This window comes from Pseudomonadota bacterium, from assembly GCA_026388275.1.
Lineage (GTDB): Bacteria > Desulfobacterota > Syntrophorhabdia > Syntrophorhabdales > Syntrophorhabdaceae > JAPLKB01.
This window is the reverse complement of sequence record JAPLKB010000058.1, coordinates 62,567-88,814: the sequence shown is the minus strand read 5'-3', so window position 1 is coordinate 88,814 and position 26,248 is coordinate 62,567. Positions and strand designations below refer to the sequence as shown.

The window sequence follows — 26,248 nt, the reverse complement described above, 5'->3', positions numbered from 1 at the left end:
TTGCACCTCAATTGGATATAATTCTCATTTGGTACTATGGATGCAGAAATGCAACTATAGGAATGAATACACTTTTCGTATTATCAGCCCAAAATACGGACCACAATTCAATGATTTTTGCTTTATAATACAACTCATGAAAGATTATGTTTATGTCTGATTTGCTTCTCGCATCAATTCCAACTCTGCTTAGTTTCTCAATTAAATAAGTTCGTCGCTCAATAGGAACAATTGCTTCTGCATACTCTCCATATAGGGCATCATAGTCGCTTATAATCTGATTGATGCTAAGAGGATGCATGTCTAAGCGCTGTATAATTGAGCGGTATAAAGAACCTCCAACAGCAAGGATACATATTAAAACAAGCAGTAAATGGAGAACTCTGTAACAGGACTTATTTGTCCGAGAAAACCCGCATACCTTGTTACTTTCAAATCTAAAATTTAATATTTCGAACAACGAGATTGCAAGAGCAATTGAAAAAAACATTGTAGGCATAAATAGTAAATTTGAGCGTGAAAAATACAATCCAGGAGTACTGGTAAGGAATAAACCAAGAAGACAAATACTCACTTGTTTTTTCACATTTATACGAGCCAGCAATAAAAAAAATACAGTAAGTGCACCGATTAGTACACCCCACAAAATTGTCATTAATGCTAATAACTGTCCCCCTGTCTGGACTCCCCATTCTGGACTCAGACTCATGATCTCGGGAATATAATCGCCAACAATCCACACACTCCATTTTACATGGTTCAGAAAACCAGTTATTGAGCCAATTTCGGGAGTGCCGGTTACTACATATGATCTATATAGGAAAGTAACTCCGGCAATACAATACAAAAAAATAAAAAAAACCAGGAACTTTCTTTTGTATAAGAAAATCTCCTTTAATTTGTTTAATCCATAGCCTTGACAGTAATACACCGTGAAAAGAACAGGCATTAGAAATAATAAAATCAGGCTGTCTTCACGCGTCCATAAAGCTATCCAGACAAAAATTAACGAAAGGAAACCAGACCATAATGACTGATAATCAATAAATAAAATCATGAAGATTATACTGATAGCAATCAGACAGTGCTGAAAAATGTGAATTCCGTCTGCAATCCAAACTATGTCCCCTGTAAGTGATTTTGTAGATACCAAAATAAGTAACGCAAATACGACTATGCCCCGTTGCAGTCCTAGTTTTATACTAATCCATCCAATCATCCACAACAGACCTGTCATCAAAGATAAAATGAATAGGCGATGATTTGCAGGTGATTCACCAATTAAGATGAATCGGAAATGATTGAATAAAAGTGTAAAGGGCCTAAATCCCGGTGTTTCTATTTTATCTACATCCCAAGTAGATGAAAATACCTGGATAATTTCTGTTTTTGAGAATTGACGTACTAAATGCAGGTCATCACTGGACCAATAGTAATTAAGACTTGGATAATGAAAGAGTAGCCAATAGAAAGCTAAAAGAATAACTAAAATTGAAAGGAAGTATCTATCCTTAATCTTTATGAATCTAATGATTTTGTCCTGGCCGCAGAAATAACCCCTATCTCTCATCATTACAATCCTTATTTCCCCCTATCACACTTTCTCAAGAGCTTTGAGTAATGAGGCCTCTTTCCCGCAAGGACATAGTGAAAAAGGTTGATAAACATGGTCAGCTATGCAAAGGTCTCGGAGTGTTCCCGTTTATTCCCCATGTTATCTACTCTCCTTGAAATAAAGCTCCGCCCTCTCAATTCCCGGGCCAGCGCCATATTCAGGTGCCTGGAATTCTTTTGCGATGCAACACATCATAATAACGGTATCATTTCTACCATAAGCAGTACGTGATTGCAAACATTAAGGACAGCGATAATAACTTAACTTTATTGCAGAATTTTACGAAGTAGGTTATAACTCAATGACTGGAAAGAGGAGTCAGAGAGAATATAAAATTCATGGAAGCATTGGTCATTTTTGAATCACGGCATCGAGGATTATGAACAAAGTCGCCATTATCATCAGCCCCAACTATAAGAATTACGCCCAAAGATATTTGAAGGATTGTCTTGAAAGTTTGAGGAGGCAGGACTGGGCCGGAGAGCAGAAGATCTTCATCACGGATAATCAGTCCACGGCAGAGAGTTTAGCGTTCTTGAAAGAAGCCGCTCCTGAAGTTGAGATTATCCGGAACGAAAAAAACGATGGTTTCGCCAAGGGGAACAACGATGCTATGAGATTGGCACTGCAGGGAGAGTACGATTATCTCGTCTTGCTTAACATGGATACCATTGTCGAGGCCGATTGTATTAGCCATTTGGTGAGTGCGGCGGAAAGCGACGGCGCAATAGGGGCCGTGCAGGCCAGACTAATGCTTTGGCCCGAGAAGGATAAGATTAACAGCCTGGGGAATGTGACACATTTTTTGGGATTCGGGTATTGCGATGGATACGGTGAAGAATGGTCCAGGCATTCACTTCCCGTTATCCGGGATATCGGCTTTCCATCCGGTGCGGCAGCACTGTACAAAAAAGAAGTGCTTGAGAGAATAGGCCTTTTTGATGAAGAATTCCTGATCTATAATGAGGATCAGGATCTGGGCTGGCGGACATGGCTGGCTGGCTGGCGATGTGTATTGGCATCTCAGGCAGTTGTCTATCACAAGTATGAATTTTCTGGAAATTCCCGGAAATATTATTGGCTGGACAGAAACCGTACCTTGACCGTTATCAAAAACTACCAGCTGGCTACGCTGCTGTTGATTTCTCCGGCCTTTGTCTTCATGGAGTGCGGCTTGTTGTTGTTCGCTTTTCAGAAAGGATGGCTAAAGGATAAGCTGAATGTGTATAAGTATTTTTTAAGCCGCAAAAATTGGCAATATATTGTAAGCGCCCGGCGTAAATCACAGGCATTGCGCCGGGTGAAGGATTGGGATATTATAGAAACTTTCAGTGGGCTGATCTGGTATGACGAAGTGGGGAATCGGAAGCTTCGTTTGGCAAATCAAATCCTGAATGTATATTGGCGCATCATAAAGTGGATAATGATTATGAAACCCGGAGCAATCCATTGAGCTCAAAAAGATGCATTATCATTCCCGCTTTCAACGAAGAGAAACAGATCGCCTCAGTCATTGAAGGTATAAGGCGATACAGCAGCGCCGATATCGTGGTGATCGATGACGGCTCCGTTGACCGGACATGTGAGCGCGCCAAGTCAGCGGGCGTTTTCGTGATCAGGCATCCCTTCAATATGGGGGCTGGCGTGGCTATTCAAACAGGATTTAAATACGCATCTGAAAACCACTATGACTTCCTCCTTCAGATCGACGGTGACGGACAGCATCATCCCGCACATATTCCTGATCTGTTCTCGATGATTGAAAATAAGAAGTACGACCTGGTGATCGGCTCCCGTTTTCTAAAAAACAGCAAATATAAAACAGGGGTTCTGAAATCTGTAGGGATTAGGTTATTCAGAAAAATTGTAATGATAATTACAGGAGAGCCTATTACAGATCCTACTTCCGGATACCGGTGTATGAATCAAAATGTTTTTCAGTATTTTACAACGGATAGTTTTCCCTGGGATTACCCTGATGCAGATATCATCATCGACCTTCATCGCATGGGATTCAAGATTGCGGAACTGCCTGTAACGATGGCGCACAATCCCGAGGGAAGAAGCATGCATCGGGGTATTTTTAAAATTACTTATTATTTATTCAATGTTTTTCTTTCAATTTTCGTGGTTCTTTTGAGAAAAAAATCAAGATTATAGGAGGATAGCGGTCATGACACCCCATCAGAAGATCTTCGCGGTTTTTGTAAGTCTTGCCATCTTCGTAGTTATCATTACCCTCGTGCAGAACCGAAAGCTGCGGGCAGAATATTCCTGGTTGTGGCTTCTGACGGGTTTTGTCGTTTTCGTTCTCGTCGTCTGGTATGATCTTCTCGTCAAACTGACTACGTTGATCGGCGCCGTAGCGCCGACGACTACCCTGTTTATTTTCAGTATCATCTTCCTGGTTTTTGTTTCATTGCATTTTGCGATTAAAATATCCCAATTGAGCGACCAGTTGAAGAACCTTGCTCAGAAAATCAGCCTGTTAGAAGCGAGCATAGACCACTCGTCCATTAAGGTAAAAAATTGATCGGAGTAATCGGCATAATACCAGTGAAACTGTGATTCTTAAACCCAAGATCAGAGACTGTAAATGCAATTTAATGCAATTTGAATACAAAAGAACCAGATTTTGCCATGATATCGGATACAATATCAAATACCGTTCTATTAACCAGGATATTGGCATGATTCACCGGCAATATATAAAAATGTTCATCAGGGGTTGCCGGCGATTTTGCCGATTTTATTGATACAAAACCGTCTCCCCTCCCCTCTTTCCATTCATCGATCACACGGCTACCCAAAACAGACTGCGCAGAACCTATTACGTTTACGAGACCCCAATCAAAATATCGCGTGGAATTCCCGCATATATCGAAATGGGGCACATGCCTTTCATGTTCACAGTTTTCAGGCCTGTTTATATTTTGGATAAATTCCGAATTGGTGCGCAATTCATCGATACAAGTCCTATTCTGCTCTATGTTGGGAACCGCCATCTTTATCAAAGGTATAAATTTTATTACAGAGTCGGCAAGTCCACTGCCGTAATGGGGTGTTGCAAGACAAATCAAAGCCCTTGGCCGAAGGCCGTATCTTTGCAAGGCTTGTCTTGCAACAAGTCCGCCTCGTGAATGGGCAATCAATATATAATCACTGCTTTCAATGCTGCTTACCAGATCTTTCAACTCTGCAGCAGCATCATCTACAGAACTGAAAGGATTCTGCGTCCAGCTTGCAATATTATAGTGTCCACCACACCTGTCTATAAAAGAAATCTTTTCTTTTTCATGTTTAAGCAAGGATTTAAAAGAGATAAACTTTATCTTTTCTTCATCTGGTGCAGACCAGCTTTTTTCCGAAACCCCAAGTCCATGGATTAGAAACAGCCATGTTTTTTCATTTGAAGTCTTGAATATCAACAGTCACCCGTCATACTTCATGCTCCTGAATCTTTTTTGCCGAAATCTCCAACACCTTTTTTGTATCTTCCGTTATCTTAAATCTTTCATCAATCCTGTAACCGATAACCCATATAATGTCATATCCTGACACAAGGAGGGGCACATGTCCTCTTTCTTCTTTCGGTATCTTCTGAGATATGAAAAAATCCTTCAATTTAACATGATTTTTCATACCGAGTGGAACAAACCTGTCACCTTTCAAAAATGTTCTGACAGATAAATCCTCGATCTTATCACCATCAAAACGGGCGATATATCTATCGTGTAAATGTGGTATTCCCGTATCCTGTAATTGCAGAAAAACATTAAGCATTAGTCCCAAGGATTCCAGCCAATTTTCCCCGGATTTTACAGGAAAAATATCCGTTATCCTCGGGAGAATAGGCTTTTTTGTAAAAATAAGTCTGTTGTAAACTTTTTTTATCCTGATTCCGCGGGGCATATCAAGCATCAGGTTCGGCTTTTCGCTCAGCAAGACACTGTTTATCAAGCGGGCATGTTCACGCAAGGGAATAAATACCGGTTCAATCTTTGTAAATGTGTTTACAAATACCCTGAATCTTGTTTCTTCGTCTATTTCTTTCAAAGAGTCTATCTCAAAGGATATATCTCCATCTTCAAATATCTGTTCTTGTTTCAAAAAATCTTCAGCCTTGCTGCCGTATATATTGTTAATTGCCGTAATATCCTGGAGCAGCATGACAATCTTTTCTTTGAAAAGAGGGTTTCTCTCTTCCATTAGCGGGATCACGCGTTTCCTTATATAATTCCTCTCATAAACAGTCTTACTGTTAGAAGAATCTTCCACATATGTTATTGAATGTTCCCGGATATACTCTCCTATTTCAAAACGATAAACACCAAGGAATGGTCTGATTATCCTGTCTCTTTTTACAGGTATTGACGCAAGACCTCTTATGCCTGTACCCTTCAACATCCTCAATAAAAATGTCTCTGCCTGATCATCAAGATTATGGGCAACAGCAATTTTATTAAAGTCATGTGTATCTAAAACATCTTTAAAAAAAGCATATCTCAAATCCCTCCCGGCATGCTGGAGAGAAATTCCACAGTTCTTTGCATATCTTTTTACATCAGCCTTTTTTATATAGATTGGCATAGAGAGGCTTCCGGCAAGCTCTTCAACAAACTTTTCATCCCTCACGGATTCCTCTCCCCGTAGCTGGTGATTAAGGTGAGCCAGACCGATCTTAAAATCAATTTTCTTTGAAATTTCAAACAGAACATGTACAAGGGCTGTAGAATCAATCCCTCCTGAAACTCCGATAATGATACTATCCCCTGCTTCTATCAGCCTTTCTTTTTCAATTATCTTTTTGACTTTATTGACAAGATTCACAATTTTGCTTCATGAATTGCTTCATCCATGGCAACTCGAACAGTTTGAGGAGCCGCAACTCGCACAGGACGATCCTGCTGCATCCATTGATGATGAAGTATACTTGGAACCCACAGAAAATCCGAATGACGACATCTTTTTTGTCGGATTATTTGCCCCGCATGACGGACACATTGGTTCATCATTTTTAAATACCAGAAGCTCGAACTCATTACCACATTTATCACATATATACTCGTATATTGGCATATTCAACTTCCTCCTTACAACCTTTTCGTTTTTCTGATCTCTTTTGAGAGATCGGATATAAGCTTTTGCAGCAATTCCTTGTATATGTCCATATTTTTAATATCTATATCCATGGCATATGCCTGCTCAGCAAAAATCAACGACCTGGAGAACCTGTTTATAAAATAAAAATGAAAAGCGGAGGTGTAATCGTATAAAAATAATGCCTCCTTATTTTCTTTATCTTTTGCAAGTTTTCTACGAAACAATAAACGGGCAAGGTTAAAATATTCACTTTTAAGATAACTCTTTGCTGTTCTGAAGATCAAAGCCTCTCTCCCATCTCCGTACAAATCGTCCAAAATCTTTCCAAAATCTTTTTTTCCATATATTGATATAAGACTCTTTTCATTTTCAAGAATAAAACGGGACAGCAGATAATTATCCTTATACAGTTCAATCATGCTCTTTAATTGGCCCATAAGCTCGATAATCAGGGTTTTCACTTCTTTTACCCCTTCTTTAATCCTTATTTCGGCCTTTTTTGTAAGTATATCGATTTCCCGTACAATCTTTCTTTCTGTTTCACTCAAAGAATTGGATACCTTTTCGGGATTAGGTTTATAATATTCAATCTGGTAAAGATTTTCTCTTAATTTCATAGCTTCGTGAAAAACATATCCTACTGTCATGTCGTATAGTTTTTCTTTATAATTTGCCTCGTCGGAATTCCTGAAGAGGTCATGACACATTTCTTTTAACCTGAAAAGACAACTATTCCCTTTATCATCAATAAATTCTTCGATATTCAAAAAAAACAGATTTCCTTCTTTAAAAAGTGCTATGCATTCTGTAAATTTTTTATAAACACATATCGATTCTTTGATCAGATCAATTTGTTTCTTTTCTATGTTGGTCATCGCCGGTTTCACCTTTTTTTCCGTTCATTAAAGTACGCAATTCCTCCCCGTCAATCGATTCTTTTTCAAGAAGTGTATTTGCTACTTTCTCTAAAATATCTTTGTTATCAAGCAACAACAATTTTACACTTTTGCAGGATTCATCTATTATCTTTCTTACCTCATTATCAATTTCTCTTGCTGTTTCTTCGCTGTAATCCTTTGTTCCAGATGACGGATTTATATCCAGAAAAAGCGGTTTTCTTTCTGTTTCAAAAGTAATGTATCCGAGCTTTTCACTCATTCCATATTCCTTCACCATGGATTTTGCAATATCCGTTGCCCTGAAAAGGTCATTTTGTGCGCCTGTGGATATTTCACCGAAGGCTATCTCTTCTGCAATTCTGCCGCCAAGGAGAACACCCAACCTGTCAGTCAGTTCTTTCTTTGTCATCAGATATCTGTCTTCCGTGGGAAGCTGAAGCGTATACCCTAATGCTGAAATACCTCTTGGTATAATGGATATTTTATGCACAGGGTCCGTAGTCTCAAGAAATTCAGCCATAAGTGCATGACCGGTTTCGTGGAATGCAACTATCTCCTTTTCTTTCTTATTCATAACTCTTTTTTTCTTTTCGAGCCCTGCAACAACCCTATCAATCGCTTCTTCAAACTCCTCCATGGTAACGGACTTTTTTTCTTTTCTTGCAGCAAGCAAGGCTGCTTCATTAATCAGGTTGGCAAGGTCCGCTCCGACGAATCCGGGAGTACGTGCTGCAACTACCTTCAAATCAACATTATCTGCCACTTTCACGCCGCGAACATGGACTTGAAGTATCTCCTCCCTCCCTTTAATATCGGGTCTGTCAACAAGAACATGCCGGTCAAATCTCCCGGCTCTCAAAAGAGCAGGATCAAGTATCTCAGGCCTGTTTGTCGCACCCATAATTATAACGCCTGCTTTTGTCTCAAAACCATCCATCTCTGAAAGAAGCTGGTTCAATGTTTGTTCCCTCTCATCGTGCGATGAAAGCGGGTTCATACCTCTCGCCTTTCCAAGTGCATCAAGCTCATCAATAAAAATAATGCAAGGCGAATTCTCCTGAGCCTGGGCAAAAAGGTCTCTTACTCTGGAAGCACCAACGCCTACAAACATTTCAACAAAATCTGAGCCGCTCATACTGTAAAAAGGCACTTTTGCTTCTCCGGCCACAGCTTTTGCAAGCAATGTTTTGCCTGTTCCAGGAGGACCGACAAGCAATATTCCCTTCGGTATTTTGCCGCCTATGTTAAGAAACTTTTCCGGAGTCTTCAGGTACTCAATAATCTCTTTCAATTCCTCTTTAGCTTCATCTACACCTGCAACATCCTCGAAGGTAATTTTTATTTCATCCTCACCATATATTTTTCCCCTGCTTTTGCCGAAATTAAGCACACTTGAAGGAGCACCACCCATCTTCTTCATAAGAAAATTCCATATCAGGAAAATTAACGCAAGGGGCAAAACCCACGATACAATTGCTCTAACAACTTTATTTTCGTAATGCCCTTCAAATTTAATATTACTTTTCTGCAGATCTTTTACAAGGTCGGGATCTTCTACTCTGCTTGTTAAAAACCTTGATTTTTTACCATTATCAAGGGCAATATTTCCCTGAATAGCCTCTGAATCTATAACCAAATCAGTGGTCTTCCCTTTAGTTATCAATTCCTTGAATTCACTATAGGGTATGCTTTTTATTTCGCTTGTAAAATAATACGTATTGATAATTACTATCGCAATAATACCTAAAATAAAATATATGAATGTGAAGCTCTTTGTTTTTTTATCTTTTGTCTTAGCTTTGTCTTTTATTTCAAGAAAAATGCTTTTCCCTTTTTTCTTTTTCTGTTCCGGCACTTTTTCTTTCATAGGTGAAGTGTAACAAAAAAAAGTTGTTTTTTAAATATGTTTTTCCCTGTTCAATTTTTCAAACCAACGTGTTATTATAATTATTATTTTGTTGTACCCGACACCAACTTGCAGGTGCGGGAGGCTCCGACAGTTTTACTGACAGATGGGGCGATGTAAGGCCCATTAGGCGAAGCCCTTAGCTCGCACAGCGAGCGAGAAGGGGAGGCTCCGACAGCTTAGCTGGCGGAGGGGGCGACCGGGTACCCGCTTGCGGGTGTCTCAGTGGGCGAAGCCCTTAGCTCACAAAGTGAGCGAGAAGGGGAGGCTCCACGGACTTTGTTCGTGGAGGGGGCGACGTGAGCCCCGATAATAGTCAAGGAGGATTGTATGGAAGAAAAACTTATTGGGAGAGTTGAGAGGTATTTTTCAAAAATCGGTGTAGCTGCAATAAGGATTACAGACGGTGAATTAAAAATTGACGACAAAATATCAATAAAAGGGCACACAACGGACTTTGAACAGGTTATAGAGTCAATACAGATAGAGCATATGAACGTGGAAAGTGCAAAGGCAGGCGATGATATCGGTATAAAAACAAAAGAAAGAGTAAGAGAAGGTGATACCGTATATCTGATAACATAATTAAGATTTCTCAGCTCCTGAAGAAATCCGGCATATAACCAAAATGAAAATGATGATTAGGTTCATCATTGAAAATAATGGTTTTTTACTGTAAAAAATTGATACGGACTTGCAACATGCCAGGACATTTTAAAAGTCTTCAAGTATTATTATCCGCTTAAAGTGCCGGCTTAAAAAGTCTATGCATCATCCGAGATAACTTAGAATGAACCGGGAGGAAACATGGAAGAAAAAGAAATGACTCAAAGATTTTATGGCAGCTTTGAATACATGGCACTGATACTTGAAGATATTAAAAAAGGTTTTTTTACACAAGATGTAAATCTTTTAAAAGAAAATAAAAAGAAACTTAAAGAAGAAATTAAGGAAAGGGCTACTTTTGCCAAGAAAGTAGTGGCGGAAGAAGACAAGGACGAGATACAAAAGAAATACGTTGGTTTGCTCGTTTCATTTCAGGACATCGTGCTTTCATTTGACAATCTTATTAACAAAATGAAAAAAAAGGTAGAGGCGAACATTGTTTTCACAAATAAAGCCCTCGACGAGATTGAAGAACTTTTCAATATAATGTATACACAGTTTGTCGACACAAAAGATTACATTGCCACTAAGAATCAACATTTGAGAAGGGAGATCAAGGCTTCCAAGGAAAAACTCATTGAGTTGGCAGAAAAAAACAACCTTGTTCACCAGCAGAGACTCATTACCGGTATTTGTATACCCAGGGCATCGTACATTTATATAGACATCATACAGTCTTTAAAAAGGATTTCAGAAGGGCTTACCGATTTCTCAGAAAAGGTATAGTATTGGAAATTCCCTTTCAGACTCTCAAAAACAGAATAAAAAGAGAAGGGGTAGCAAAGGAGCTTCGTAGAAAGTCTTTCAACGGCAAGGTATATCTTGTCGGCGGCGCAATAAGAGAGTTGTGTCTCAATCAAAAACCGAATGATTATGACTTTGCTCTGTCAGAGCAAAAAGATTTAGTAGTTCTGGAATCATTGTTCGGCACGGGCGCCTTTATATTAGGAAAAAAGCCAACACAAACATACAGGATTGTAAGGGACAAAATATCCATTGACATTACAATCCTTCACACCAACATAGAAGAAGACCTCCTGAGAAGAGATTTTACTATGAACGCTATAGCTTATGATGTACACGGAGATGAGATTATTGATTCTCTAAACGGCATTCATGATATTGAAAAAAGGATAATAAGATACCCTTCAAGAAGCACGTTAAAAGACGATCCGCTGAGAATGTTAAAGGCAATTCGTCACTTATCCGTGTTAAAAGGCTTTTCGCTTCATAAAGAATTGAAAGATGCCATCACCGAATTAGGACATTTAATCAATCAGACAGCCCCGGAAAGGATTAAATATGAAATGGATCAGGTAATCATATCCGGCAATGTCCTTACAGGATTAAATACCATGACGTCTACCGGACTGATATTTAAAATATTTCCCGAATTATACGCGTTAAGGCAAATGGATATTGAAAAGGAGTTTACCCTTGAAACTTACGGCCACACCATTGACGGGTTTAAATATCTGAGGAAATATAACAAATTATACAACCTTGATGAAAAAATGCTTTTAAATGTCGGATATGCACTACTCTTTCATGATCTTGGAAAGGCCTGCACTTTTTCTTTTGACGAGCAAAAAGGTCTTGTACATTTTTTCTACCACGAGCGGTTTTCCTGTGAAACAGCTTTGGCAATCATGGAAAGGCTCAGATTCAGCTCCTATGAAATAAGATCAATACAAAAGCTCATCAAAAATCATATGAGAATATTCCTTATCAGCAGCAATGAATCAACTGAAAAGGCAACGAAGAGGCTGGTATATAAGATGGGCGACCTGACACCTTCACTTATATTACTTACTTTATGCGATATGTATGGGAGTTCGGGAGGAAAAGAAAATACGCAAACAAGACTCGTTAAAGTCAAATGCGGAGAAATCCTGAATGAATACGATGAGTGGATAAAAGAGCCTCTGCCGAATCTTGTAAACGGTTATGACCTGATCGAATTGGGATTCAGGCAAGGCCCGGAGATAGGAAAGGCTCTTAACATTATAAGGGAAAAACAAATTTCAGGAGAGATTAAGGAAAAAGAAGAGGCATTGCATTATGCCGGAATGCTGCTGAATATAGGTTGATTTGAACTATTGGTCATCGTCTTCTGGCGTTTGGCCTATATCCGTGATCTTGATGGTTCCCGCATAATCACGGTTTGAATACTTTTTTAATCCCATTAGTTTTTTTGTTATTGCGCCTATCTTGTGTACCTGATTTTTCATTATTTCAAGTGTTTTAAGTGTTTGGTCATCCTTGTTTACCACAGACAAAATTTCAATACGGCCGCTGATTACCTGAAGCGGCTGATTCAATTCATGGCAGATCGCCCCATAAATGTTTTCTAAAGAATATTGAAGAAATGGTCATTTTTGATGTATAGTATCCTCATGACTGCTGTTCCAAGAAATGCGGCGACGGTAATAGTTTTAAAAGAAGCTTCTCCGGAAGGATTTGAAGTATTCCTTCTTAAACGGCATGAAAAGAGCGCCTTTATGGGCAGTAATTTTGTTTACCCCGGCGGTGTTGTAGACAAGCACGACAGTGATCCTGAAATCCTCTCTTTCTGCAATGGTATTCCATCGGACAAGTCACAAAAAGAACTTCTCCCGTTTATGATTGCTGGCATCAGGGAACTTTTTGAAGAATCAGGGCTTTTCCTCGCCTATGATAAGGACGGCCTGCCTTTCACTATTCGCGATGAGGCAACCGATGATCGCATCCATCAATACAGGGACCTCCTCAATAAGAGATTGATCACTCTGAAAGAAATTGTAAAAAAAGAAGGGCTCTTTCTTGCCCTTGACCAACTTTATCACTATGCCTATTGGATTACCCCTGAAGCACGGCCTATGCGTTTCAATACACATTTTTTTGTAGCTCGCTATCCTGAAGGCCAGAAGGCAAGTGCTGATGAAAAGGAAACAACGGAAGGGGCCTGGATGACCGCAGGACAGGCACTTGAAAAAAATCTGGCAACCATCCTTGTATTAAGCCCCCCTACTTTGAAGACACTGGAAGATCTTTCAAGGTTCAGCACCATAGAAGAAGCGATCTCATTTTCAAAAGCCAGCGAAAAATCACCTATCCTTCCCCTTCTCCTTACTATTTCAAATGACTGTTTTCTCATTTTCCCCTGGGACCCAGATTATGACAATCATAAAAAAGGAGATATTTCCACCTTCACGGACCACGGCAGGATATCAACTCTGACTGACAACACAACCCGCATCCTCACCAGAGAGGGCTGCAACATTCCGTACTGTAAAAAAACATGATTTTTCGTTTTTCCTGCAGCAAGAAAATATTTATAATTTCATGGACGCATCACACTGTTCTGTTTTCGGCCATCTAAGACTATTCTCAGGTTTATGTGCTATAAGTAAACATAGAAAATATAAAAATAATTCAGTTTTAAGGGTAAAATAATGAGCATCCAGATCTTCGGCACACTCAAATGTCAGGAAACACGAAAAGCACAGAGATATTTCAAAGATAGAGGCATCCCCTTTCAGTTCGTTAATCTTGCAGAAAAAGGTCTCAGCAGAGGTGAATTGAATAGCATTAAAGCTGTGATAGGAGTAGAAAACCTCATCGATAAAGGTAGTAAAGAATACGGCAGGCTCAACCTGAAATACCTCACTCATAATGTGGAGGAGGAACTTCTTAATCATCCACTTTTGTTCCGTACCCCCATCGTAAGAGACAGTCGCAAAATAACAGTGGGCTATGAACCTGAGGTTTGGAAAGAGTGGACATAAACACAGAGCAGTATATTAATCATTTCCAATCAACATCATGGAGATATTGAAATCTGGTATTACCCACAGGCCAGGTAATAAAACAATTGTTACACCTTTAATCTTCTTACCAGCCAGGCAATTGTTTCGCCCAGGTCTTTCATATTTTCAAGTGCTTCAGTGTCTTTCTCGACCTCTCCCTTCTCCCTTCCAACACCAAAATTCCAGTAAGTAGAACCTGGAATAATCATTCTGGACATTAGAAACATATGGTACATTGAATCTATGACACTTGTTGCTCCTCCCCGTCTGTTCACAGTTACTGCAGCACCAATTTTACGAGAGAAGAGGCGGCCATTAGCATTGGCAACAAATCCTGCACGGTCTATCAAGGCTTTCATTTCTGATGTCATACCGGCAAAGTATGTTGGTGAACCTAAAATAATCGCATCGGATTCAACCATTTTACCAATGCATTCATTTATGATATCTGTATCAATTGCACATTTTGAATCCTTGTTTTCCTTGCACTTATAGCAGGCCATACAGCCATGCACCTGTTTGCCGCCAATCTGGATCAGTTCTGTTGTTATCCCTGCTGCAGCAATAGGTTCAAGTACTTTTTTCAGCAGGAATTCCGTATTCCCGCCTTTACGTGGACTTCCATTAATAGCAATTGCTTTCATATTGCGATCTCCTTGTATATTCAAGTTTAAGGATCAATCTGCTGTTTACATTTTCTAAAGTATTATGCTTAACGAATAACATTGTCAATGACAATTACGTTCCTATAAAAATAAACTTATGAGGATAATTCTGCATGATATAAAAGTTTTTTGCATGGGGAACTCTTCATGCTGATACAGGGCCTATTAATGAAGGCCATCAAACTATTTGTTCACAGATAATCAGCAAGCTCCACGAGGAACCCCTTATTATTTATTGAGATATTTAATGGATAACTTTATACTATGTATATTCTAAAGGCAAAAGGAGGTGTACTTTGAGGATTGATAAAGATGTAAAAACTAATCCGCTTGATACGCTTACAAAATCTGCCCAGGCTAAGTCGCCAAAGCAAACAGCTACTGAAGACAAACACAATATGGGTGTATCTGACAAGGTAGAATTGTCAGGTAAAAATATAGATATAACTAAGATTACTGCGAAGGTTAATGCAGCGCCTTCAATAAGGGAGGATAAAGTTAACAGCATCAGAGCAGCAATAGAAAACGGCACATATAAAGTAAAAAGCGAACTCGTAGCAAAGGCAGTCATCAAGAACACCCTCCTGGATGAAATACTCTAGTCGATGTTTAACCTGACACTCCCATAACAGATCAATTGCTTCCCTGTAAGATATGGTTTATCCTCTTCTCAGAATGAGCTCTATGCTTCAGGAGATTATCAACAATAATTTTCATAACAACCTGACCAAACTTGCTCCCAGGCTTCGGCAGGTGTTATATTAAAAAGTAGAGAAAAGGAGGCAGATATTATGAAAGTGATAGCAATAAACGGAAGCCCGAGAAAAAAATGGAACACGGCAGCCCTTCTCCAAAAAGCCCTGGAAGGAGCCGCATCCCTGGGAGCGTACACCGAGCTTGTCCACCTCTATGATCTTAATTACAGGGGTTGCATAAGCTGCTTTGCGTGCAAGACAAAAAATGGCCCAAGCTACGGAAGGTGTGCTGTAAAAGATGGTCTTACCCCGCTTTTAGAAAAAATCGGGCACATAGGCGCCATGGTCCTGGGTTCTCCCATCTATTACGGAACTGTGACAGGAGAAATGAGATCCTTTATGGAGCGCCTGTTTTTCCCTTACAGCACCTATACCGACCCTCCGGGGTCCCTTTTCCCGGGAAATATTTCAACGGGTTTTATCTATACGCTTGGCGCTACCGAAGAACTGGCAAGGGAACGCGGCTTCCACCACCACATCAATCTGAATGAAATGCTCCTCAGGACCATATTCGGCAAATCTGAATCACTTATGAGCTATGACACATACCAGTTTGAGGACTACTCAAAGGTGTATGCCCCACGTTTCGACCCTGAAAAGAAGGCAAAGAGGCGGGCAGAGGTCTTCCCCCTTGATTGCGAAAAAGCCTTTGAGATGGGTGAACGATTCGCCGGAATAGATGCCACCCCCTGATCACCATCTGTTAAGCTTTAAAAGTTGACAGATTTAATAAGAAGAATGGGTAGGAAAACGTATAGCACATAGTAAAAGGATTTTATCGTTTCAGCCTTTTATATATCGTATATATGCCATAACCAATTATGGCTATTGTGCCGGTTATTAAGGGTATCCCGAAAACAATGAACCTCACCGCTGCAAGCTGCGGGGTATCACTGGAAAGAGGTTCATATCCCCCTCACCCCGCCCTCTCCCCCGGAGGGGCGAGGGAAAGTAGTAACCCTGCAGCAAGCTGCAGGGAATCATTTGGATCGAAGAAATTGCTCTGGCAATGTCAACAGGAGTAATCTCCCTGGATTTCTGATTATTGTCCGGTTCATCGATTCCAACACTTTTAGCGTCCATCACAAAGAAATATCTTGACAAATAATAACATGTAGTCTATTATATAGACATAGTGTCTATTATATAAAGGATTAGTCTAATGGGTATTTTGGAAAGGAGGAAACGTGAAAAGGAATTAAGACAGGAATTGGCAATAAGTGCTGCTATGGCTATATATGATGAAGAGGGCTACCACGCTATTACAATGGATAGGATAGCGGAACGTTCAGAATTAAGCCGGGCCGCATTGTATCTCTATTTTAAGAGCAAAGAGGAAATCCTGATTAAAGCTACTGTGTCGTTTTTTGACGATTTTGCCGCCCTCCTTCAGGGCTTGTATGATAATAGGGAGAAAAATAAATATAGACTATTTGAGGATTTATGGGGATGTTTTAAACAAATTTATGAAAAGAATCCTTCAACTTTTGCTGCTTCACAATATGTTCATCATAGAGAAATAATCCGTAATCTTCCCGAAGATTTACGTAATATTTTATTCAAGTCGGGCGCCAAAGTAGTAGGCCTACAGCATATGATAGTTGAATACGGAGTCAAAGAAGGAGTATTTATTGAGGTCGATTCAAGAACACTGTCAGAAGTCATATGGGCTTCTTTTTTAGGGATTGTGTATCTCGAACGAAGCAAGAACACCCTTTCCAAGAAAAATCATTTAAGCATTACGCATGATCTTGCCTTAATGGTGTTAGCAAAAGGAATATTGAATCAACCGCAACAGAATCATTAGGATTGCTGATATGCAGCAAACATGGGAAGCATTAAAAATAAAAATAACAAATAATCGCAACAAAGCGATCAAAACAAAAAAAGGAGAACACAAAATGAAAACAGAATCAGTACAGTATGACCTTACATCCGAAGAATATACATCGGATGCAGAAGATTCAAGAAACAAGTCAAGTATTTTAGCAGGATATTTGAATGGAAAACCTATTCGTGGAAGAATAGCATCATCAGGAGTGGCAATGGGTAGAGCTACATTAATAAGAAATGACGACGATATATTAAAAGTAAAAGATGGTGCTGTGATTATTTCTAAAACAGCTTCACCTAAACTTGCGACAATATTATCTAAAGTGAATGCGATAGCGACCGAAATTGGTGGTCAGTCTTCAAATGCCATGATATTTGCCAGGGAATGCGGCATTCCTGCATTGGTGAATATACCCGGTCTGACGGAAATAATAAAAGATGGAGATATCGTAAGAGTAGACGCGGTAAAAGGAATTGTAGAAATTGAGAAGCGTACTAAGCTGCACAGCATAAAATAGTTTAAAAAACTATGTATCAAGCTTTAAGGCAAATTGGCAGACCGCCTTCTCCTGAACCTCCGGGTCAGGAAATGCCTTAATGCCTGTCATTAAATTTCTCTCACATTATCATTATCATTCTACTTTCCGCCATTAATCAACGTCAGGGATATACTTAAATTTCAGATGATCCCGGCTCATTCCCATTTGCCGCAACAGTTGCGGCAAATTCTGAATCGTTTGCAGATCCAAGCCAGTGGTTACTTTATCAATTCTCAGCAACATATACTTAATTCTGAGACAAACCTTTTTGGAAAATCATGAATTGTTATTTCAGGATTTTAAGAGCAGTCCTTTTGGCCCATGATCCTGGCGTCGCAGATATGCACGCCGCCGCGGGAGGAGATGAATACAGGGTTTAAGTCCATTTCCCGAACCTCGGGATTATTGTTGATAAACGTTGAAATTCGAAAGAGAAGATTCTCAATTGTCTGAAGATCTATCGACCCGCTTCGAGGATTTCTGAGCACCCCGTAGCCCTTTAGTTCTTCTATCATATCTTTCGCGTCAGAAGCTTCTATCGGAATCAATCTGAACGAAACATCTTTCATTGCTTCCACAAAGACACCTCCCAATCCGAACATCAGAACGGGACCAAACTGCGGGTCCCTCAGCATTCCGACGATCACCTCCAAGCCGCTTCCCTGTCTCTGCACAATAACTCCGTCGAGCCTCTTTTCAGGATGGTCTGAGCTAAAGGTTCCAACGAGTTCTCTGAATGCCTGTCTCACTTCCGCTTCATCCTTGAGTGACACCCGTATGCCCCCGACCTCGGTCTTGTGGATCACATCCGACGATGAGAGCTTCAGCGTCACAGGAAAACCTATCTCTGATGCCTTACTCGCGGCTTCATCCTCGGTCTTTGCCAGAAGGCTCTCCAGCACGGAAAACCCCTGCTTTTTAAGAAAGGTGAGAGCTTCTACACCGAGGAGCAATGATTCCATCTTTCTACCTCTTCCTGTTCAATAATACGCTGACCTTCCACAGGTTAGCCATGGCTGTTACAGCTCGCTCCGGAGTAGGAAGAATCGCTACCCCTTTCTTCCGGTCAAGTGCCTTTACCGGCTCATCCCATATGCCTGGAGGAGCGGGAAAGCAGGCGATGACTGGCTTATGGAAAGGATCTACAGCCTTCATATATTCTTCCATCCCCGCCGCCAGCTTCAGATTGGCTGACGCATACATTGCAAGAAAAACAATGCCGTCCGTGTGCTCATCGTCGATCACTGCCTTCATGATCTCAATGATATTCTTCGGGTTATACCATGCAGGCCCCATATCCACCGGATTTGTGCGAATAGCGATTGGAGGCAAAAGCTCATTGATTCTCCTCTGTGTTGCCTCCGAAAAGTTCGACAGCTTGAGTCCCGCAGGCTCCAGGGCGTCCGCAGCAATCATTCCCGGACCCGCCTGGCCGGAAAGCACGGCTATGCGAGATCCAGCCGGCAAGGGGCATACATCGAGGGCTTTTGCCGTATCAAGCAACTCTTCCGCGGATGTGACTTCCAGAATCCCTGCCTGACGAAGGGCACCTTTCCATATTGCATGGTTTCCAGCGAGCGACCCGGTGTGGAATCGGCTTGCACTATCGCCCTTTTCGCTTTTTCCTGCCTTGTAAGCGATAATAGGCTTTCTTCCGCGCAGTGATTTAGCAACCTCAAGAAGTTTCCTCGGCTCATCAAGACCCTCTATGTAAAGGGCGATTACCGTTGTGGAACTATCATCCTCGACGAGGTACGGCAAGATCTCGGGAAAATCAACGTTGCAGCGGTTGCCAAGGCTCATCAATTTTGACATGGCGACCCTCTGTTCAATGGCGAGAAAACCGCAGAGATGGCACATGCCTCCGCTCTGGCTTATCAGGGCAACGCCCCCTTTTTCGATCATGGAGAATTCCGACGTGAAAGATGCATTTACTCCGGAGCTCAGATTGACAAAACCAAATGTATTAGGTCCGATAATTGGCAGACCATATTGCTCTGCGATCTCTCCAATCTTTTCTTCTAAAAACCCACCCTCAGGATCTTCAATTTCCCGAAAGCCTGCGGTAATCAGCACTACCCCCTTCACGCCCTTGCGCCCGCACGCGTGAAGTGTTTCCGGGACCATGTTGGCAGGCACAACGATCACTGCCAATTCGACATCCCCGGGGATCACTTCCAGGGAGGGGTAAGAATCCAGGCCCCAGATCTTTTCGCCTCTTGGATTTACAGGAAAAATCTTCCCCTGGTAATTGCCGGCAAGGCTCTTCATTACATGATAACCTAATTTGTCAAAACTGTTGGATGCTCCAATAACTGCAACGGAGAGAGGGGAGAAAAGCCGGGCAAGGTCTTGATTCATCATATCATTCGCTCCGATAAGGTATTCAAGGAAGTCTTGATATTCTGTACCACATCCGCCGGCAAAAAACAATCCCAATTTGTATACAAGACCACAAGCCCGGCTATGGAGCCGACATTTCAGAGGTAATGACTCCTGAGTCATGGATAAAGATTTGAATCCGGTAAGTTTTTTTTAAGTCAATTAGTATAAACAAGCTTCCATATTGGCTTTACGAAGATATTAGTTTTCGTTAACACAGTGTTAACGAATTTTTTAGGGAGGGTGGGAGCAGCACATTGGAATATTTCCAACCAGGGTCAGAGGGATATTGAAATATTGAAAAATGGCTCCATATCCAGTCTGTCTTGACATATGTCCGATATATGGTATAGTTATACCAATATGGCAAGGCTTATATATCACGTGAAGCAATATAACGCCAATGGTTCTATCGAAGAAATTAAAATATGGCAGTTACCCAGAACAAAAGATAAACCATACGGGTTGAAATACTCATTTGTCTATATCGTAAATGGTGAACGTGTTGTAGGCTATGATAATTATGAGGGAAAGGAGTCCCAATATACGTTTAAGAACCTTAAAAAGCTATGGAATGACTTCAAAAAAGATATACAACGATGCAGGGAAGGTGCAATATGAAGATTAAAAATATTAAGATTGCAATAAAATCGGAAAAGGAACTATTTAATGAGGTCAATGCTGTATGGGAAAAAGCTGAGCAGGGAGAAAAAGTAAAAAAACATGAAGGACTCTACTGTGAAAACCTTGAAGCTATGAGAAAAATCCTCACAGAAAACCGCCTCAGGATTCTCAAGGTCATTAGAAAAGAGCATCCTTCATCAGTGTATGAACTTGCAAAGTTTCTTAAGAGGGATGTTAAAAATACCTATGATGATGTTGAACTTCTTGCGGGTCTCGGTCTTATTGATTTGAAGAAAACAAAAGAAGGCAGAGAGCGCAATACTCCTGTCGTAAATTACGAAAAAATTCTTCTGGAGATACAGGTTGCCTGATTAAGTGTATACATGCTGTTAAATCTTTGACTTTGTGCGTTCAGAAAGCTTCTTCGTCAAGAATAAAGATTCAAATCCGATAAATTTTGTTTTTGAAGTCAATTCGTATAAACCAGCTTCCATATTGGTTTTACGAGAGTAATTATATTTGCTGTAACAGTTACAGCAAATATTTGGGGGAAGTTTGGAACGGCACATTGGAGTATTACCAACCAATGGCAGGGAGATATTAATAATTCGGACATCCCAATTTGCCGCAAATGTTGCGGCAATTTTAAAATCATCTGCAAACCCAAGCCAGTCTTTGTTTTATCAATTCTCAGCAACAGCTTATTTATTCTGAGAGATGCAATCGTGGTAAGGTGGACGAAACCGGCAAAACTCGATAGTCTGCCCTCCCCTCAACGCCATATCCAGGCAAAACTCTATCACCTTCTACGAGTTTTTATTATTGATTAACAAAGTATTTGAGAATATATTTCAGAAGGTGCGATATGGCAAAAGTAGTAACACTCAGGCTTAATGATAAGGTATATAACGCCTTTAAGACAATAGCCGAACAAGAGAACAGGTCGATCTCTAATTTTATTGAAACAGCCGCATTGCGGTATATCAACGAAATTGAATTTGTTGATGAATTCGAGATGGCGGAGATAAATTCCAATACAACGCTAAAGGATTCGATGAACCGGGGGATCGAGGATTACAAAAATCACAAAGGCCGGCTTTTCTGATGTACCTGATTTTTCTTACATCTGAATTTAAGTATGCGTTATCCTTTCCCCCGTATTTCAAAAATTATGATTGTGATAAAGCGGAAAAGGAAGCTGATAGCGACATCAAAAAGGGCAGAGTTAAAAGCTTTTCTTCAATTGATGAATTCCTTGCCGACCTAAAGGCATGAAAATAATACGTACCGATTCCTTTAAAAGAGATTTCGAGGAATTACCTAAACATATTCAAGAAAAATTTGAAAAAGAAATTGACGACATTACTATTTATGCGTAGAATGAAGAATTGAGGTGTATAAAATGGCTATTAAAAACGACACCATAGAAAAGATAAGAAAACAGCGTGACTATCTTTCTTCAGAATTTGGTGTTGAGAAGATTGGCCTCTTCGGTTCTGTCGCTACGGGAGCCGATAACGATAGCAGCAATATTGATCTTATTGTAGAGTTCAGCCGGCCCATGGGCCTCAAATTTATCAGGCTTGTCGAATACCTTGAGGAAATTCTTGGAAGAAAAGTGGACCTTCTAACTCGTGACGGTCTTGAAAATATACGCGTAAAAAAAGTCGCAGATGACATACGAAGCACCCTGACCTATGTCTAAACGAAACGATCAGGAACTCATTCAAGATATTATTGAATGTGCTCATCGCATCCGGTCATAAATTGAACGAATAGGATATGAAGATTACAGTCTGAAACCTGTCAGTTAAAAGATAATGGATGGTGAAAATATGCCTATAATCTCGATGTTCTATGGTATTATTGTTCTCATGTTCTATTTTGATAATAAGAAACATCATCTTCCACATATTCATGCCCAGTATGCCGAGCATGAGGCTATTATCGGAATAGACGATGGAACAATTCTGGAAGGTAATCTTCCTACTTCAAAAATGAAATTGATTCAGGCATGGATTGAAATACACAGAGACGAATTAATTGCTGACTGGAGAATGTCGGTTGAAGGCCAGCAGCCATTTAAAATTGAACCATTAAAATGAGGTGAACTCATGGTAAAAATCATATCAGTTGAGCCTTTGGTTGATTATAAACTCAAAATTGAATTTTCAAACGGCAAAAAAGGTGTGTTTGATGTCTCTCCATATATAGACAAAGGTGTTTTTAATGAGTTAAAGGAGCAATCATATTTTTGTTCTGTCAGACCTGCTTTTGGAGGTATCATGTGGCCCCACGAACAGGATTTCAGTGCAGATACTGTTGAGTATGAACTGCAAGAAATTGGATAATGACATATCAGGGTTAATCGGCATATCCGGCAAGTTTTCTTTTTAAAGTCAATTCGTATAAACCTGCTTCCATATTGGCTTTACGAGGATATTGGCATTTGTTACAACTGTTGTAACAAATATTTGTAAGGAGGGTGGGAACGGCACATTGGAGTATTTCCAACCAGCGGCAGGGAGATATTTATAATTCGGACGTCCAATTTTCAGCAACTGTTGCTGAAAATTAAGAAATCATCTACAAACCCAAGCCAGTGGTTGTTTTATCAATTCTCAGTAACGGTCTCTTTGTTATGGGATATACTTTACTTGGGGGGTCTGTCAAACCGAAGTTATTTTTGGTGAATAATGGGCACATTCGGATACAACTACCGTTTATAAAGCTCTCTCCTGTGGCCAACTCGCAACACTACAATATCCCTGCCTTCTATATCGAAAATAATCCTATAATCTCCTACTCGAAATCTATAACTGCCAAGACTTGAATCCGTAAGGCTTTCAGCATAATCTAAGGGGGCATCCTGATAACGCATAAGTGTTTTACCAATTCTTTTTTTCACATTTACTTCAAGTTTTCCGATATCCCTCACTGCTCTTTGTGTATATACAAGTCTGTATTTCACTCTCCGAAAACCTCTGCGTGCGTTTTAACCCTCCCGGCTTTATAGTCTGCTTTTGCCTCTTTAATACTTTCCAGATATTCGGGAGAGGTGGATGCAATAAGATCTTCTATAAAGGCGTCTCTTTCGCTCTTTCTCATCGCCTTTATTGCCTTTATCAGGTCTCCCCGACTCAAATCTATTTTCACGGTACTGAGCATATAAAAACCTCGCTAATCAAATTTGTCTAAGTATATCATTTTTATATGAATGTGAAAATTAATTAAATGTATCTTCCAATACAACAATTGAAAAATAAGAACAATTGAAAAAAACCTGATATACAGGTGTTTCCATCCGGCAATAATAGCTCCTGAGTCATGGATAAAGACTTGAATCCGGTAAATTTGGTTTCTAAAGTAAATTCGTATAAACCTTCTTCCATATTGGCTCTACGAGAATATTGGAATTTGCTAACACTGTGTTAGCAAATATTTTGAGGGGGGTGGGAACAGCACATTGGAGTATCTCCAACCAACGGCAGGTAAGATATTAATAGTTCGGACATCCAATTCTCAGCAAATGTTGCTGAAAATTAAGAATCGTATGCAAATCCAAGCCAGTCTTTGTTTCATCAATTCTCATCAACATACTTCTTATTCTGAGAGATCCTTTTCTCGGAGTCTACCTGCCAATACAGTTTTCGTTAAAAGAAAACAATTGATAAAACCTTAATAAAAGTAGTTAAATAGAATATTCCATTCAACTTTGCGGGTCATAAAGTGCATTTAACAGGGGGAGCGATGACCTATCGGAATATTCGGCGTTGCATTTCAAATCAGCTGCAAGGGGATGCTAATAATTTTTGAGCATCCCCATCGGCTTCCGGTGAACTTTGTATTAGATCCACCTAGGAGGACAATAATGATAATCGAAACACTTAAGGATGCAATAAAGAGGAAAGTGGCAATATCATTTGAGTACAACAAACCCGGTAAAACATCTGGTAGCCGAATTGGTAATCCACATGCCATATATATTATGCGCAAAAATGACGGAACTGAATCAACTAAAGTTGACATTTTACAGACATCTGGGGTTAGTGACAGTGCCAGCGAAAAGATACTACCAAGCTTTCGAATGTTTTTTATAGAACATCTCTCAAATGTTGCTATTTGTGAACCTGTTACTCCATTCAAGGAGTCTCCTGAATACAATCCGGAATCGGATAGATATAAATATGTCATAGCGAAGGTTTGATAATGAGCATTGACCATGCTTTTGAGATTGGAAGCGATGAAAGATGCAAATTGTTCTTAAACATTTCTGGCTTGAATAAAGGAGGAAATGAGATTGATGAAGTTTCCGCCAATCTCTATGCATACGATTCTACTACTGGTGTATCTAAGTTTACATGTTCCCTGTCAATTAATGACTTAGGAAATCTATATTATCACCTTGATAAATACAGTATGATTAAATCAGTCGTACCTAAGGAAACGGGGAAGTTTGTAGAAATAACAGGCAATACGGAAGGAATTTTGTCCCTCCTTGCTGCTACAGATACAGCGTCACTAGTTCCTGCCCTGAAGAATATTATCCGAAACAAGCTTTCGCAAGATGACATAAATACTATTTTAGGTAGAAAAGAGTCTTTGATAGAATTTGAGAATAAATTGTCACAAGGCAAAAGTATCACTGAACCAGAATGGCAGATATTTTTTGAAAAAAATGAATGGATATTTGGCTATGGCCTTAAGTACCGATATCTGAAAATACTCCAAAGAGAGGCACATGTTTCAGGTTCAGATTTAGATGGAGGAAATGAGGTTATATCAGATTTCCTTTTATCAGACATGAGATTTACAAAGCTGGTAGAATTGAAGAAGCCAAGTACATCATTGTTCAAAAATCGAAAAAATAGATCAGATGCATGGTGTTTATCAAATGATTTATCAGATGCTGTCAGCCAGATTTTATCTCAGAAGGCAAATTGGGAGATTAACAGTCAGGCTGATAATTACACTTCAGAAGGCAACAAAATTACAGACCTTACTCGTGACGTTGAATGTATTTTGATAATAGGTAGCAGGTCTGAGTTATCGGGAAGTGACAAAGAAAAAGCTGTAAAATTGAAGACGCTTGAGCTGTATAGGCGGAATTTGAGAAATATTGATATTGTTTTGTATGACGAATTATTTGAACGAGCCAAATTCATAGTAAAAAACGGCTTGAGGGAGTGATCTAGCAAGAGGAAATTTATTATGGAACGATACAAGAACTTAGGGGGAGATTCTGGAGTCTTAGCCTATGAAATTGGTGATGACTCTATCACTGTTCAATTCAGTACTGGCAGGGTTTATCTCTATACCCATAGAAGTACCAGTAGTGCAAATATTGAACAAATGAAATTGCTTGCCGTGGCCGGAAAAGGTTTGAATAGTTATATTAGTAAATATGTTAAAAAGGGATATGAGTCAAAACTAAGATAAAAAATAACGCACCCTTTACTTAATACATTTGGAT

33 protein-coding genes are annotated in these 26,248 nt (G+C 39.9%); 21 read left to right on the top strand and 12 right to left on the bottom strand.

Annotated elements, in window-relative coordinates:
* Positions 1 to 34 precede the first annotated feature (34 nt).
* A complete protein-coding gene (locus NT010_13540) occupies positions 35 to 1,573 on the bottom strand; it encodes a hypothetical protein (protein MCX5807061.1) in 1,539 nt (512 codons plus the stop codon).
* 421 nt (positions 1,574 to 1,994) lie between these two features.
* Here NT010_13540 and NT010_13535 point away from each other — a divergent pair, with 421 nt between their 5' ends.
* From NT010_13535 to NT010_13525, 3 genes are read left to right on the top strand one after another with little or no spacing between them, the layout of a single operon-like run.
* Positions 1,995 to 3,068, top strand: a complete 1,074-nt coding sequence (locus tag NT010_13535; protein ID MCX5807060.1) for a glycosyltransferase family 2 protein — start codon at positions 1,995 to 1,997, stop codon at positions 3,066 to 3,068.
* Positions 3,065 to 3,775 (top strand): glycosyltransferase family 2 protein, encoded by a 711-nt coding sequence (locus tag NT010_13530; GenBank protein ID MCX5807059.1) that lies wholly within the window; start codon positions 3,065 to 3,067, stop codon positions 3,773 to 3,775. Before NT010_13535 ends, NT010_13530 begins: the two co-directional genes overlap by 4 nt.
* A gap of 13 nt (positions 3,776 to 3,788) precedes the next feature.
* Entirely contained in the window at positions 3,789 to 4,148 is a 360-nt protein-coding gene (locus tag NT010_13525; protein ID MCX5807058.1) for a DUF2304 domain-containing protein, read from the top strand.
* A gap of 70 nt (positions 4,149 to 4,218) precedes the next feature.
* Here the strand turns inward: NT010_13525 and NT010_13520 are convergent, their stop codons facing one another.
* Genes NT010_13520 through ftsH form a run of 5 tightly spaced genes read right to left on the bottom strand, consistent with a single transcriptional unit; the run spans position 4,219 to position 9,484 of the window.
* Entirely contained in the window at positions 4,219 to 5,043 is an 825-nt protein-coding gene (locus NT010_13520; GenBank protein ID MCX5807057.1) for an alpha/beta hydrolase, read from the bottom strand.
* Positions 5,044 to 5,053: 10 nt separating this feature from the next.
* Positions 5,054 to 6,445, bottom strand: coding sequence for a tRNA lysidine(34) synthetase TilS (tilS, locus tag NT010_13515; protein MCX5807056.1), 1,392 nt, complete (start codon positions 6,443 to 6,445; stop codon positions 5,054 to 5,056).
* Between the two features lie 21 nt (positions 6,446 to 6,466).
* Complete coding sequence (locus NT010_13510; GenBank protein MCX5807055.1) at positions 6,467 to 6,694, bottom strand: zinc ribbon domain-containing protein; 228 nt, start codon at positions 6,692 to 6,694, stop codon at positions 6,467 to 6,469.
* Positions 6,695 to 6,708: 14 nt separating this feature from the next.
* Positions 6,709 to 7,593, bottom strand: coding sequence for a hypothetical protein (locus NT010_13505; GenBank protein MCX5807054.1), 885 nt, complete (start codon positions 7,591 to 7,593; stop codon positions 6,709 to 6,711).
* On the bottom strand, positions 7,565 to 9,484 hold the full coding sequence (gene ftsH, locus NT010_13500; protein MCX5807053.1) for an ATP-dependent zinc metalloprotease FtsH: 1,920 nt from the start codon (positions 9,482 to 9,484) through the stop codon (positions 7,565 to 7,567). The genes NT010_13505 and ftsH overlap by 29 nt, the downstream gene beginning before the upstream one ends.
* 369 nt (positions 9,485 to 9,853) lie before the next feature.
* On the opposite strand from ftsH, the gene NT010_13495 reads away from it, so the two are divergent.
* The 3 genes from NT010_13495 (at position 9,854) to NT010_13485 (ending at position 12,279) form a co-directional block, all read left to right on the top strand.
* Positions 9,854 to 10,108: a translation elongation factor-like protein gene (locus NT010_13495; protein MCX5807052.1), complete on the top strand. Its 255-nt coding sequence runs from the start codon at positions 9,854 to 9,856 to the stop codon at positions 10,106 to 10,108.
* A 222-nt stretch (positions 10,109 to 10,330) separates the two neighbouring features.
* The gene (locus NT010_13490; protein MCX5807051.1) at positions 10,331 to 10,915 is read left to right on the top strand and encodes a hypothetical protein; all 585 of its coding nucleotides are present in this window, start codon (positions 10,331 to 10,333) and stop codon (positions 10,913 to 10,915) included.
* Between the two features lie 2 nt (positions 10,916 to 10,917).
* Positions 10,918 to 12,279 (top strand): HD domain-containing protein, encoded by a 1,362-nt coding sequence (locus NT010_13485; GenBank protein ID MCX5807050.1) that lies wholly within the window; start codon positions 10,918 to 10,920, stop codon positions 12,277 to 12,279.
* Between the two features lie 6 nt (positions 12,280 to 12,285).
* Here the strand turns inward: NT010_13485 and NT010_13480 are convergent, their stop codons facing one another.
* Positions 12,286 to 12,522 carry a hypothetical protein gene (locus NT010_13480; protein MCX5807049.1) on the bottom strand — a complete coding sequence of 79 codons (237 nt, stop codon included), beginning with the start codon at positions 12,520 to 12,522 and terminating at the stop codon, positions 12,286 to 12,288.
* Between the two features lie 48 nt (positions 12,523 to 12,570).
* On the opposite strand from NT010_13480, the gene NT010_13475 reads away from it, so the two are divergent.
* Together NT010_13475 and NT010_13470 are read left to right on the top strand one after the other, a co-directional pair.
* Positions 12,571 to 13,473 carry a hypothetical protein gene (locus NT010_13475; protein ID MCX5807048.1) on the top strand — a complete coding sequence of 301 codons (903 nt, stop codon included), beginning with the start codon at positions 12,571 to 12,573 and terminating at the stop codon, positions 13,471 to 13,473.
* Positions 13,474 to 13,623: 150 nt separating this feature from the next.
* Positions 13,624 to 13,956 carry an arsenate reductase family protein gene (locus NT010_13470; GenBank protein MCX5807047.1) on the top strand — a complete coding sequence of 111 codons (333 nt, stop codon included), beginning with the start codon at positions 13,624 to 13,626 and terminating at the stop codon, positions 13,954 to 13,956.
* 89 nt (positions 13,957 to 14,045) lie between these two features.
* On the opposite strand, the gene NT010_13465 is transcribed toward NT010_13470, so the two are convergent.
* On the bottom strand, positions 14,046 to 14,621 hold the full coding sequence (locus NT010_13465; protein ID MCX5807046.1) for a flavodoxin family protein: 576 nt from the start codon (positions 14,619 to 14,621) through the stop codon (positions 14,046 to 14,048).
* 317 nt (positions 14,622 to 14,938) lie between these two features.
* Between NT010_13465 and flgM the strand changes: the two genes are divergently transcribed.
* The 4 genes from flgM to NT010_13445 all read left to right on the top strand — a co-directional run bounded on the left by flgM (position 14,939) and on the right by NT010_13445 (position 17,748).
* Positions 14,939 to 15,244 (top strand): flagellar biosynthesis anti-sigma factor FlgM, encoded by a 306-nt coding sequence (flgM, locus tag NT010_13460; protein MCX5807045.1) that lies wholly within the window; start codon positions 14,939 to 14,941, stop codon positions 15,242 to 15,244.
* 189 nt (positions 15,245 to 15,433) lie between these two features.
* On the top strand, positions 15,434 to 16,090 hold the full coding sequence (locus NT010_13455; protein MCX5807044.1) for a flavodoxin family protein: 657 nt from the start codon (positions 15,434 to 15,436) through the stop codon (positions 16,088 to 16,090).
* Positions 16,091 to 16,559: 469 nt separating this feature from the next.
* Entirely contained in the window at positions 16,560 to 17,204 is a 645-nt protein-coding gene (locus tag NT010_13450; protein ID MCX5807043.1) for a TetR/AcrR family transcriptional regulator, read from the top strand.
* A 94-nt stretch (positions 17,205 to 17,298) separates the two neighbouring features.
* A complete protein-coding gene (locus tag NT010_13445; GenBank protein ID MCX5807042.1) occupies positions 17,299 to 17,748 on the top strand; it encodes a PEP-utilizing enzyme in 450 nt (149 codons plus the stop codon).
* Between the two features lie 320 nt (positions 17,749 to 18,068).
* Here NT010_13445 and NT010_13440 read toward each other — a convergent pair whose 3' ends face one another.
* Positions 18,069 to 18,731: an acetate--CoA ligase family protein gene (locus NT010_13440; protein ID MCX5807041.1), complete on the bottom strand. Its 663-nt coding sequence runs from the start codon at positions 18,729 to 18,731 to the stop codon at positions 18,069 to 18,071.
* Between the two features lie 4 nt (positions 18,732 to 18,735).
* Positions 18,736 to 20,133, bottom strand: coding sequence for a CoA-binding protein (locus tag NT010_13435; GenBank protein MCX5807040.1), 1,398 nt, complete (start codon positions 20,131 to 20,133; stop codon positions 18,736 to 18,738).
* Positions 20,134 to 20,514: 381 nt separating this feature from the next.
* Between NT010_13435 and NT010_13430 the strand changes: the two genes are divergently transcribed.
* The 6 genes from NT010_13430 to NT010_13405 all read left to right on the top strand — a co-directional run bounded on the left by NT010_13430 (position 20,515) and on the right by NT010_13405 (position 23,126).
* Complete coding sequence (locus NT010_13430) at positions 20,515 to 20,772, top strand: DUF6516 family protein (protein ID MCX5807039.1); 258 nt, start codon at positions 20,515 to 20,517, stop codon at positions 20,770 to 20,772.
* Positions 20,769 to 21,146, top strand: coding sequence for an ArsR family transcriptional regulator (locus tag NT010_13425; protein ID MCX5807038.1), 378 nt, complete (start codon positions 20,769 to 20,771; stop codon positions 21,144 to 21,146). The genes NT010_13430 and NT010_13425 overlap by 4 nt, the downstream gene beginning before the upstream one ends.
* Positions 21,147 to 21,640: 494 nt before the next feature.
* Positions 21,641 to 21,880, top strand: coding sequence for a CopG family transcriptional regulator (locus NT010_13420; GenBank protein ID MCX5807037.1), 240 nt, complete (start codon positions 21,641 to 21,643; stop codon positions 21,878 to 21,880).
* A 297-nt stretch (positions 21,881 to 22,177) separates the two neighbouring features.
* On the top strand, positions 22,178 to 22,480 hold the full coding sequence (locus tag NT010_13415; GenBank protein ID MCX5807036.1) for a nucleotidyltransferase domain-containing protein: 303 nt from the start codon (positions 22,178 to 22,180) through the stop codon (positions 22,478 to 22,480).
* A 130-nt stretch (positions 22,481 to 22,610) separates the two neighbouring features.
* Entirely contained in the window at positions 22,611 to 22,880 is a 270-nt protein-coding gene (locus NT010_13410; protein MCX5807035.1) for a DUF4160 domain-containing protein, read from the top strand.
* A 9-nt stretch (positions 22,881 to 22,889) separates the two neighbouring features.
* Entirely contained in the window at positions 22,890 to 23,126 is a 237-nt protein-coding gene (locus NT010_13405; GenBank protein ID MCX5807034.1) for a DUF2442 domain-containing protein, read from the top strand.
* A gap of 365 nt (positions 23,127 to 23,491) precedes the next feature.
* Here NT010_13405 and NT010_13400 read toward each other — a convergent pair whose 3' ends face one another.
* Both NT010_13400 and NT010_13395 read right to left on the bottom strand, forming a co-directional pair.
* Positions 23,492 to 23,746 (bottom strand): type II toxin-antitoxin system RelE/ParE family toxin, encoded by a 255-nt coding sequence (locus NT010_13400; GenBank protein MCX5807033.1) that lies wholly within the window; start codon positions 23,744 to 23,746, stop codon positions 23,492 to 23,494.
* A complete protein-coding gene (locus NT010_13395; protein ID MCX5807032.1) occupies positions 23,743 to 23,943 on the bottom strand; it encodes a hypothetical protein in 201 nt (66 codons plus the stop codon). Before NT010_13395 ends, NT010_13400 begins: the two co-directional genes overlap by 4 nt.
* 703 nt (positions 23,944 to 24,646) lie before the next feature.
* Between NT010_13395 and NT010_13390 the strand changes: the two genes are divergently transcribed.
* From NT010_13390 to NT010_13380, 3 genes are read left to right on the top strand one after another with little or no spacing between them, the layout of a single operon-like run.
* Complete coding sequence (locus NT010_13390; protein MCX5807031.1) at positions 24,647 to 24,982, top strand: hypothetical protein; 336 nt, start codon at positions 24,647 to 24,649, stop codon at positions 24,980 to 24,982.
* Between the two features lie 2 nt (positions 24,983 to 24,984).
* Positions 24,985 to 25,965, top strand: coding sequence for a DUF4263 domain-containing protein (locus NT010_13385; protein ID MCX5807030.1), 981 nt, complete (start codon positions 24,985 to 24,987; stop codon positions 25,963 to 25,965).
* A 21-nt stretch (positions 25,966 to 25,986) separates the two neighbouring features.
* Positions 25,987 to 26,214, top strand: a complete 228-nt coding sequence (locus tag NT010_13380; protein ID MCX5807029.1) for a hypothetical protein — start codon at positions 25,987 to 25,989, stop codon at positions 26,212 to 26,214.
* Positions 26,215 to 26,248: the final 34 nt, after the last annotated feature.

Excerpts from the sequence above, each read along its gene's own strand:
- NT010_13525 (MCX5807058.1), top strand. The coding sequence starts at position 3,789 with ATGACACCCCATCAGAAGATCTTCGCGGTTTTTGTAAGTCTTGCCATC.
- NT010_13435 (MCX5807040.1), bottom strand. The coding sequence starts at position 20,133 with ATGATGAATCAAGACCTTGCCCGGCTTTTCTCCCCTCTCTCCGTTGCA.
- NT010_13440 (MCX5807041.1), bottom strand. The coding sequence starts at position 18,731 with ATGGAATCATTGCTCCTCGGTGTAGAAGCTCTCACCTTTCTTAAAAAG.
- NT010_13430 (MCX5807039.1), top strand. The coding sequence starts at position 20,515 with ATGGCAAGGCTTATATATCACGTGAAGCAATATAACGCCAATGGTTCT.
- NT010_13445 (MCX5807042.1), top strand. The coding sequence starts at position 17,299 with ATGAAAACAGAATCAGTACAGTATGACCTTACATCCGAAGAATATACA.
- NT010_13390 (MCX5807031.1), top strand. The coding sequence starts at position 24,647 with ATGATAATCGAAACACTTAAGGATGCAATAAAGAGGAAAGTGGCAATA.
- NT010_13415 (MCX5807036.1), top strand. The coding sequence starts at position 22,178 with ATGGCTATTAAAAACGACACCATAGAAAAGATAAGAAAACAGCGTGAC.
- NT010_13405 (MCX5807034.1), top strand. The coding sequence starts at position 22,890 with ATGGTAAAAATCATATCAGTTGAGCCTTTGGTTGATTATAAACTCAAA.
- NT010_13450 (MCX5807043.1), top strand. The coding sequence starts at position 16,560 with ATGGGTATTTTGGAAAGGAGGAAACGTGAAAAGGAATTAAGACAGGAA.
- NT010_13505 (MCX5807054.1), bottom strand. The coding sequence starts at position 7,593 with ATGACCAACATAGAAAAGAAACAAATTGATCTGATCAAAGAATCGATA.
- NT010_13535 (MCX5807060.1), top strand. The coding sequence starts at position 1,995 with ATGAACAAAGTCGCCATTATCATCAGCCCCAACTATAAGAATTACGCC.
- NT010_13495 (MCX5807052.1), top strand. The coding sequence starts at position 9,854 with ATGGAAGAAAAACTTATTGGGAGAGTTGAGAGGTATTTTTCAAAAATC.
- NT010_13395 (MCX5807032.1), bottom strand. The coding sequence starts at position 23,943 with ATGCTCAGTACCGTGAAAATAGATTTGAGTCGGGGAGACCTGATAAAG.
- NT010_13410 (MCX5807035.1), top strand. The coding sequence starts at position 22,611 with ATGCCTATAATCTCGATGTTCTATGGTATTATTGTTCTCATGTTCTAT.
- ftsH (MCX5807053.1), bottom strand. The coding sequence starts at position 9,484 with ATGAAAGAAAAAGTGCCGGAACAGAAAAAGAAAAAAGGGAAAAGCATT.
- NT010_13540 (MCX5807061.1), bottom strand. The coding sequence starts at position 1,573 with ATGATGAGAGATAGGGGTTATTTCTGCGGCCAGGACAAAATCATTAGA.
- NT010_13455 (MCX5807044.1), top strand. The coding sequence starts at position 15,434 with ATGAAAGTGATAGCAATAAACGGAAGCCCGAGAAAAAAATGGAACACG.
- NT010_13425 (MCX5807038.1), top strand. The coding sequence starts at position 20,769 with ATGAAGATTAAAAATATTAAGATTGCAATAAAATCGGAAAAGGAACTA.
- NT010_13510 (MCX5807055.1), bottom strand. The coding sequence starts at position 6,694 with ATGCCAATATACGAGTATATATGTGATAAATGTGGTAATGAGTTCGAG.
- NT010_13490 (MCX5807051.1), top strand. The coding sequence starts at position 10,331 with ATGGAAGAAAAAGAAATGACTCAAAGATTTTATGGCAGCTTTGAATAC.
- NT010_13420 (MCX5807037.1), top strand. The coding sequence starts at position 21,641 with ATGGCAAAAGTAGTAACACTCAGGCTTAATGATAAGGTATATAACGCC.
- NT010_13385 (MCX5807030.1), top strand. The coding sequence starts at position 24,985 with ATGAGCATTGACCATGCTTTTGAGATTGGAAGCGATGAAAGATGCAAA.
- NT010_13380 (MCX5807029.1), top strand. The coding sequence starts at position 25,987 with ATGGAACGATACAAGAACTTAGGGGGAGATTCTGGAGTCTTAGCCTAT.
- NT010_13465 (MCX5807046.1), bottom strand. The coding sequence starts at position 14,621 with ATGAAAGCAATTGCTATTAATGGAAGTCCACGTAAAGGCGGGAATACG.
- NT010_13470 (MCX5807047.1), top strand. The coding sequence starts at position 13,624 with ATGAGCATCCAGATCTTCGGCACACTCAAATGTCAGGAAACACGAAAA.
- NT010_13475 (MCX5807048.1), top strand. The coding sequence starts at position 12,571 with ATGTATAGTATCCTCATGACTGCTGTTCCAAGAAATGCGGCGACGGTA.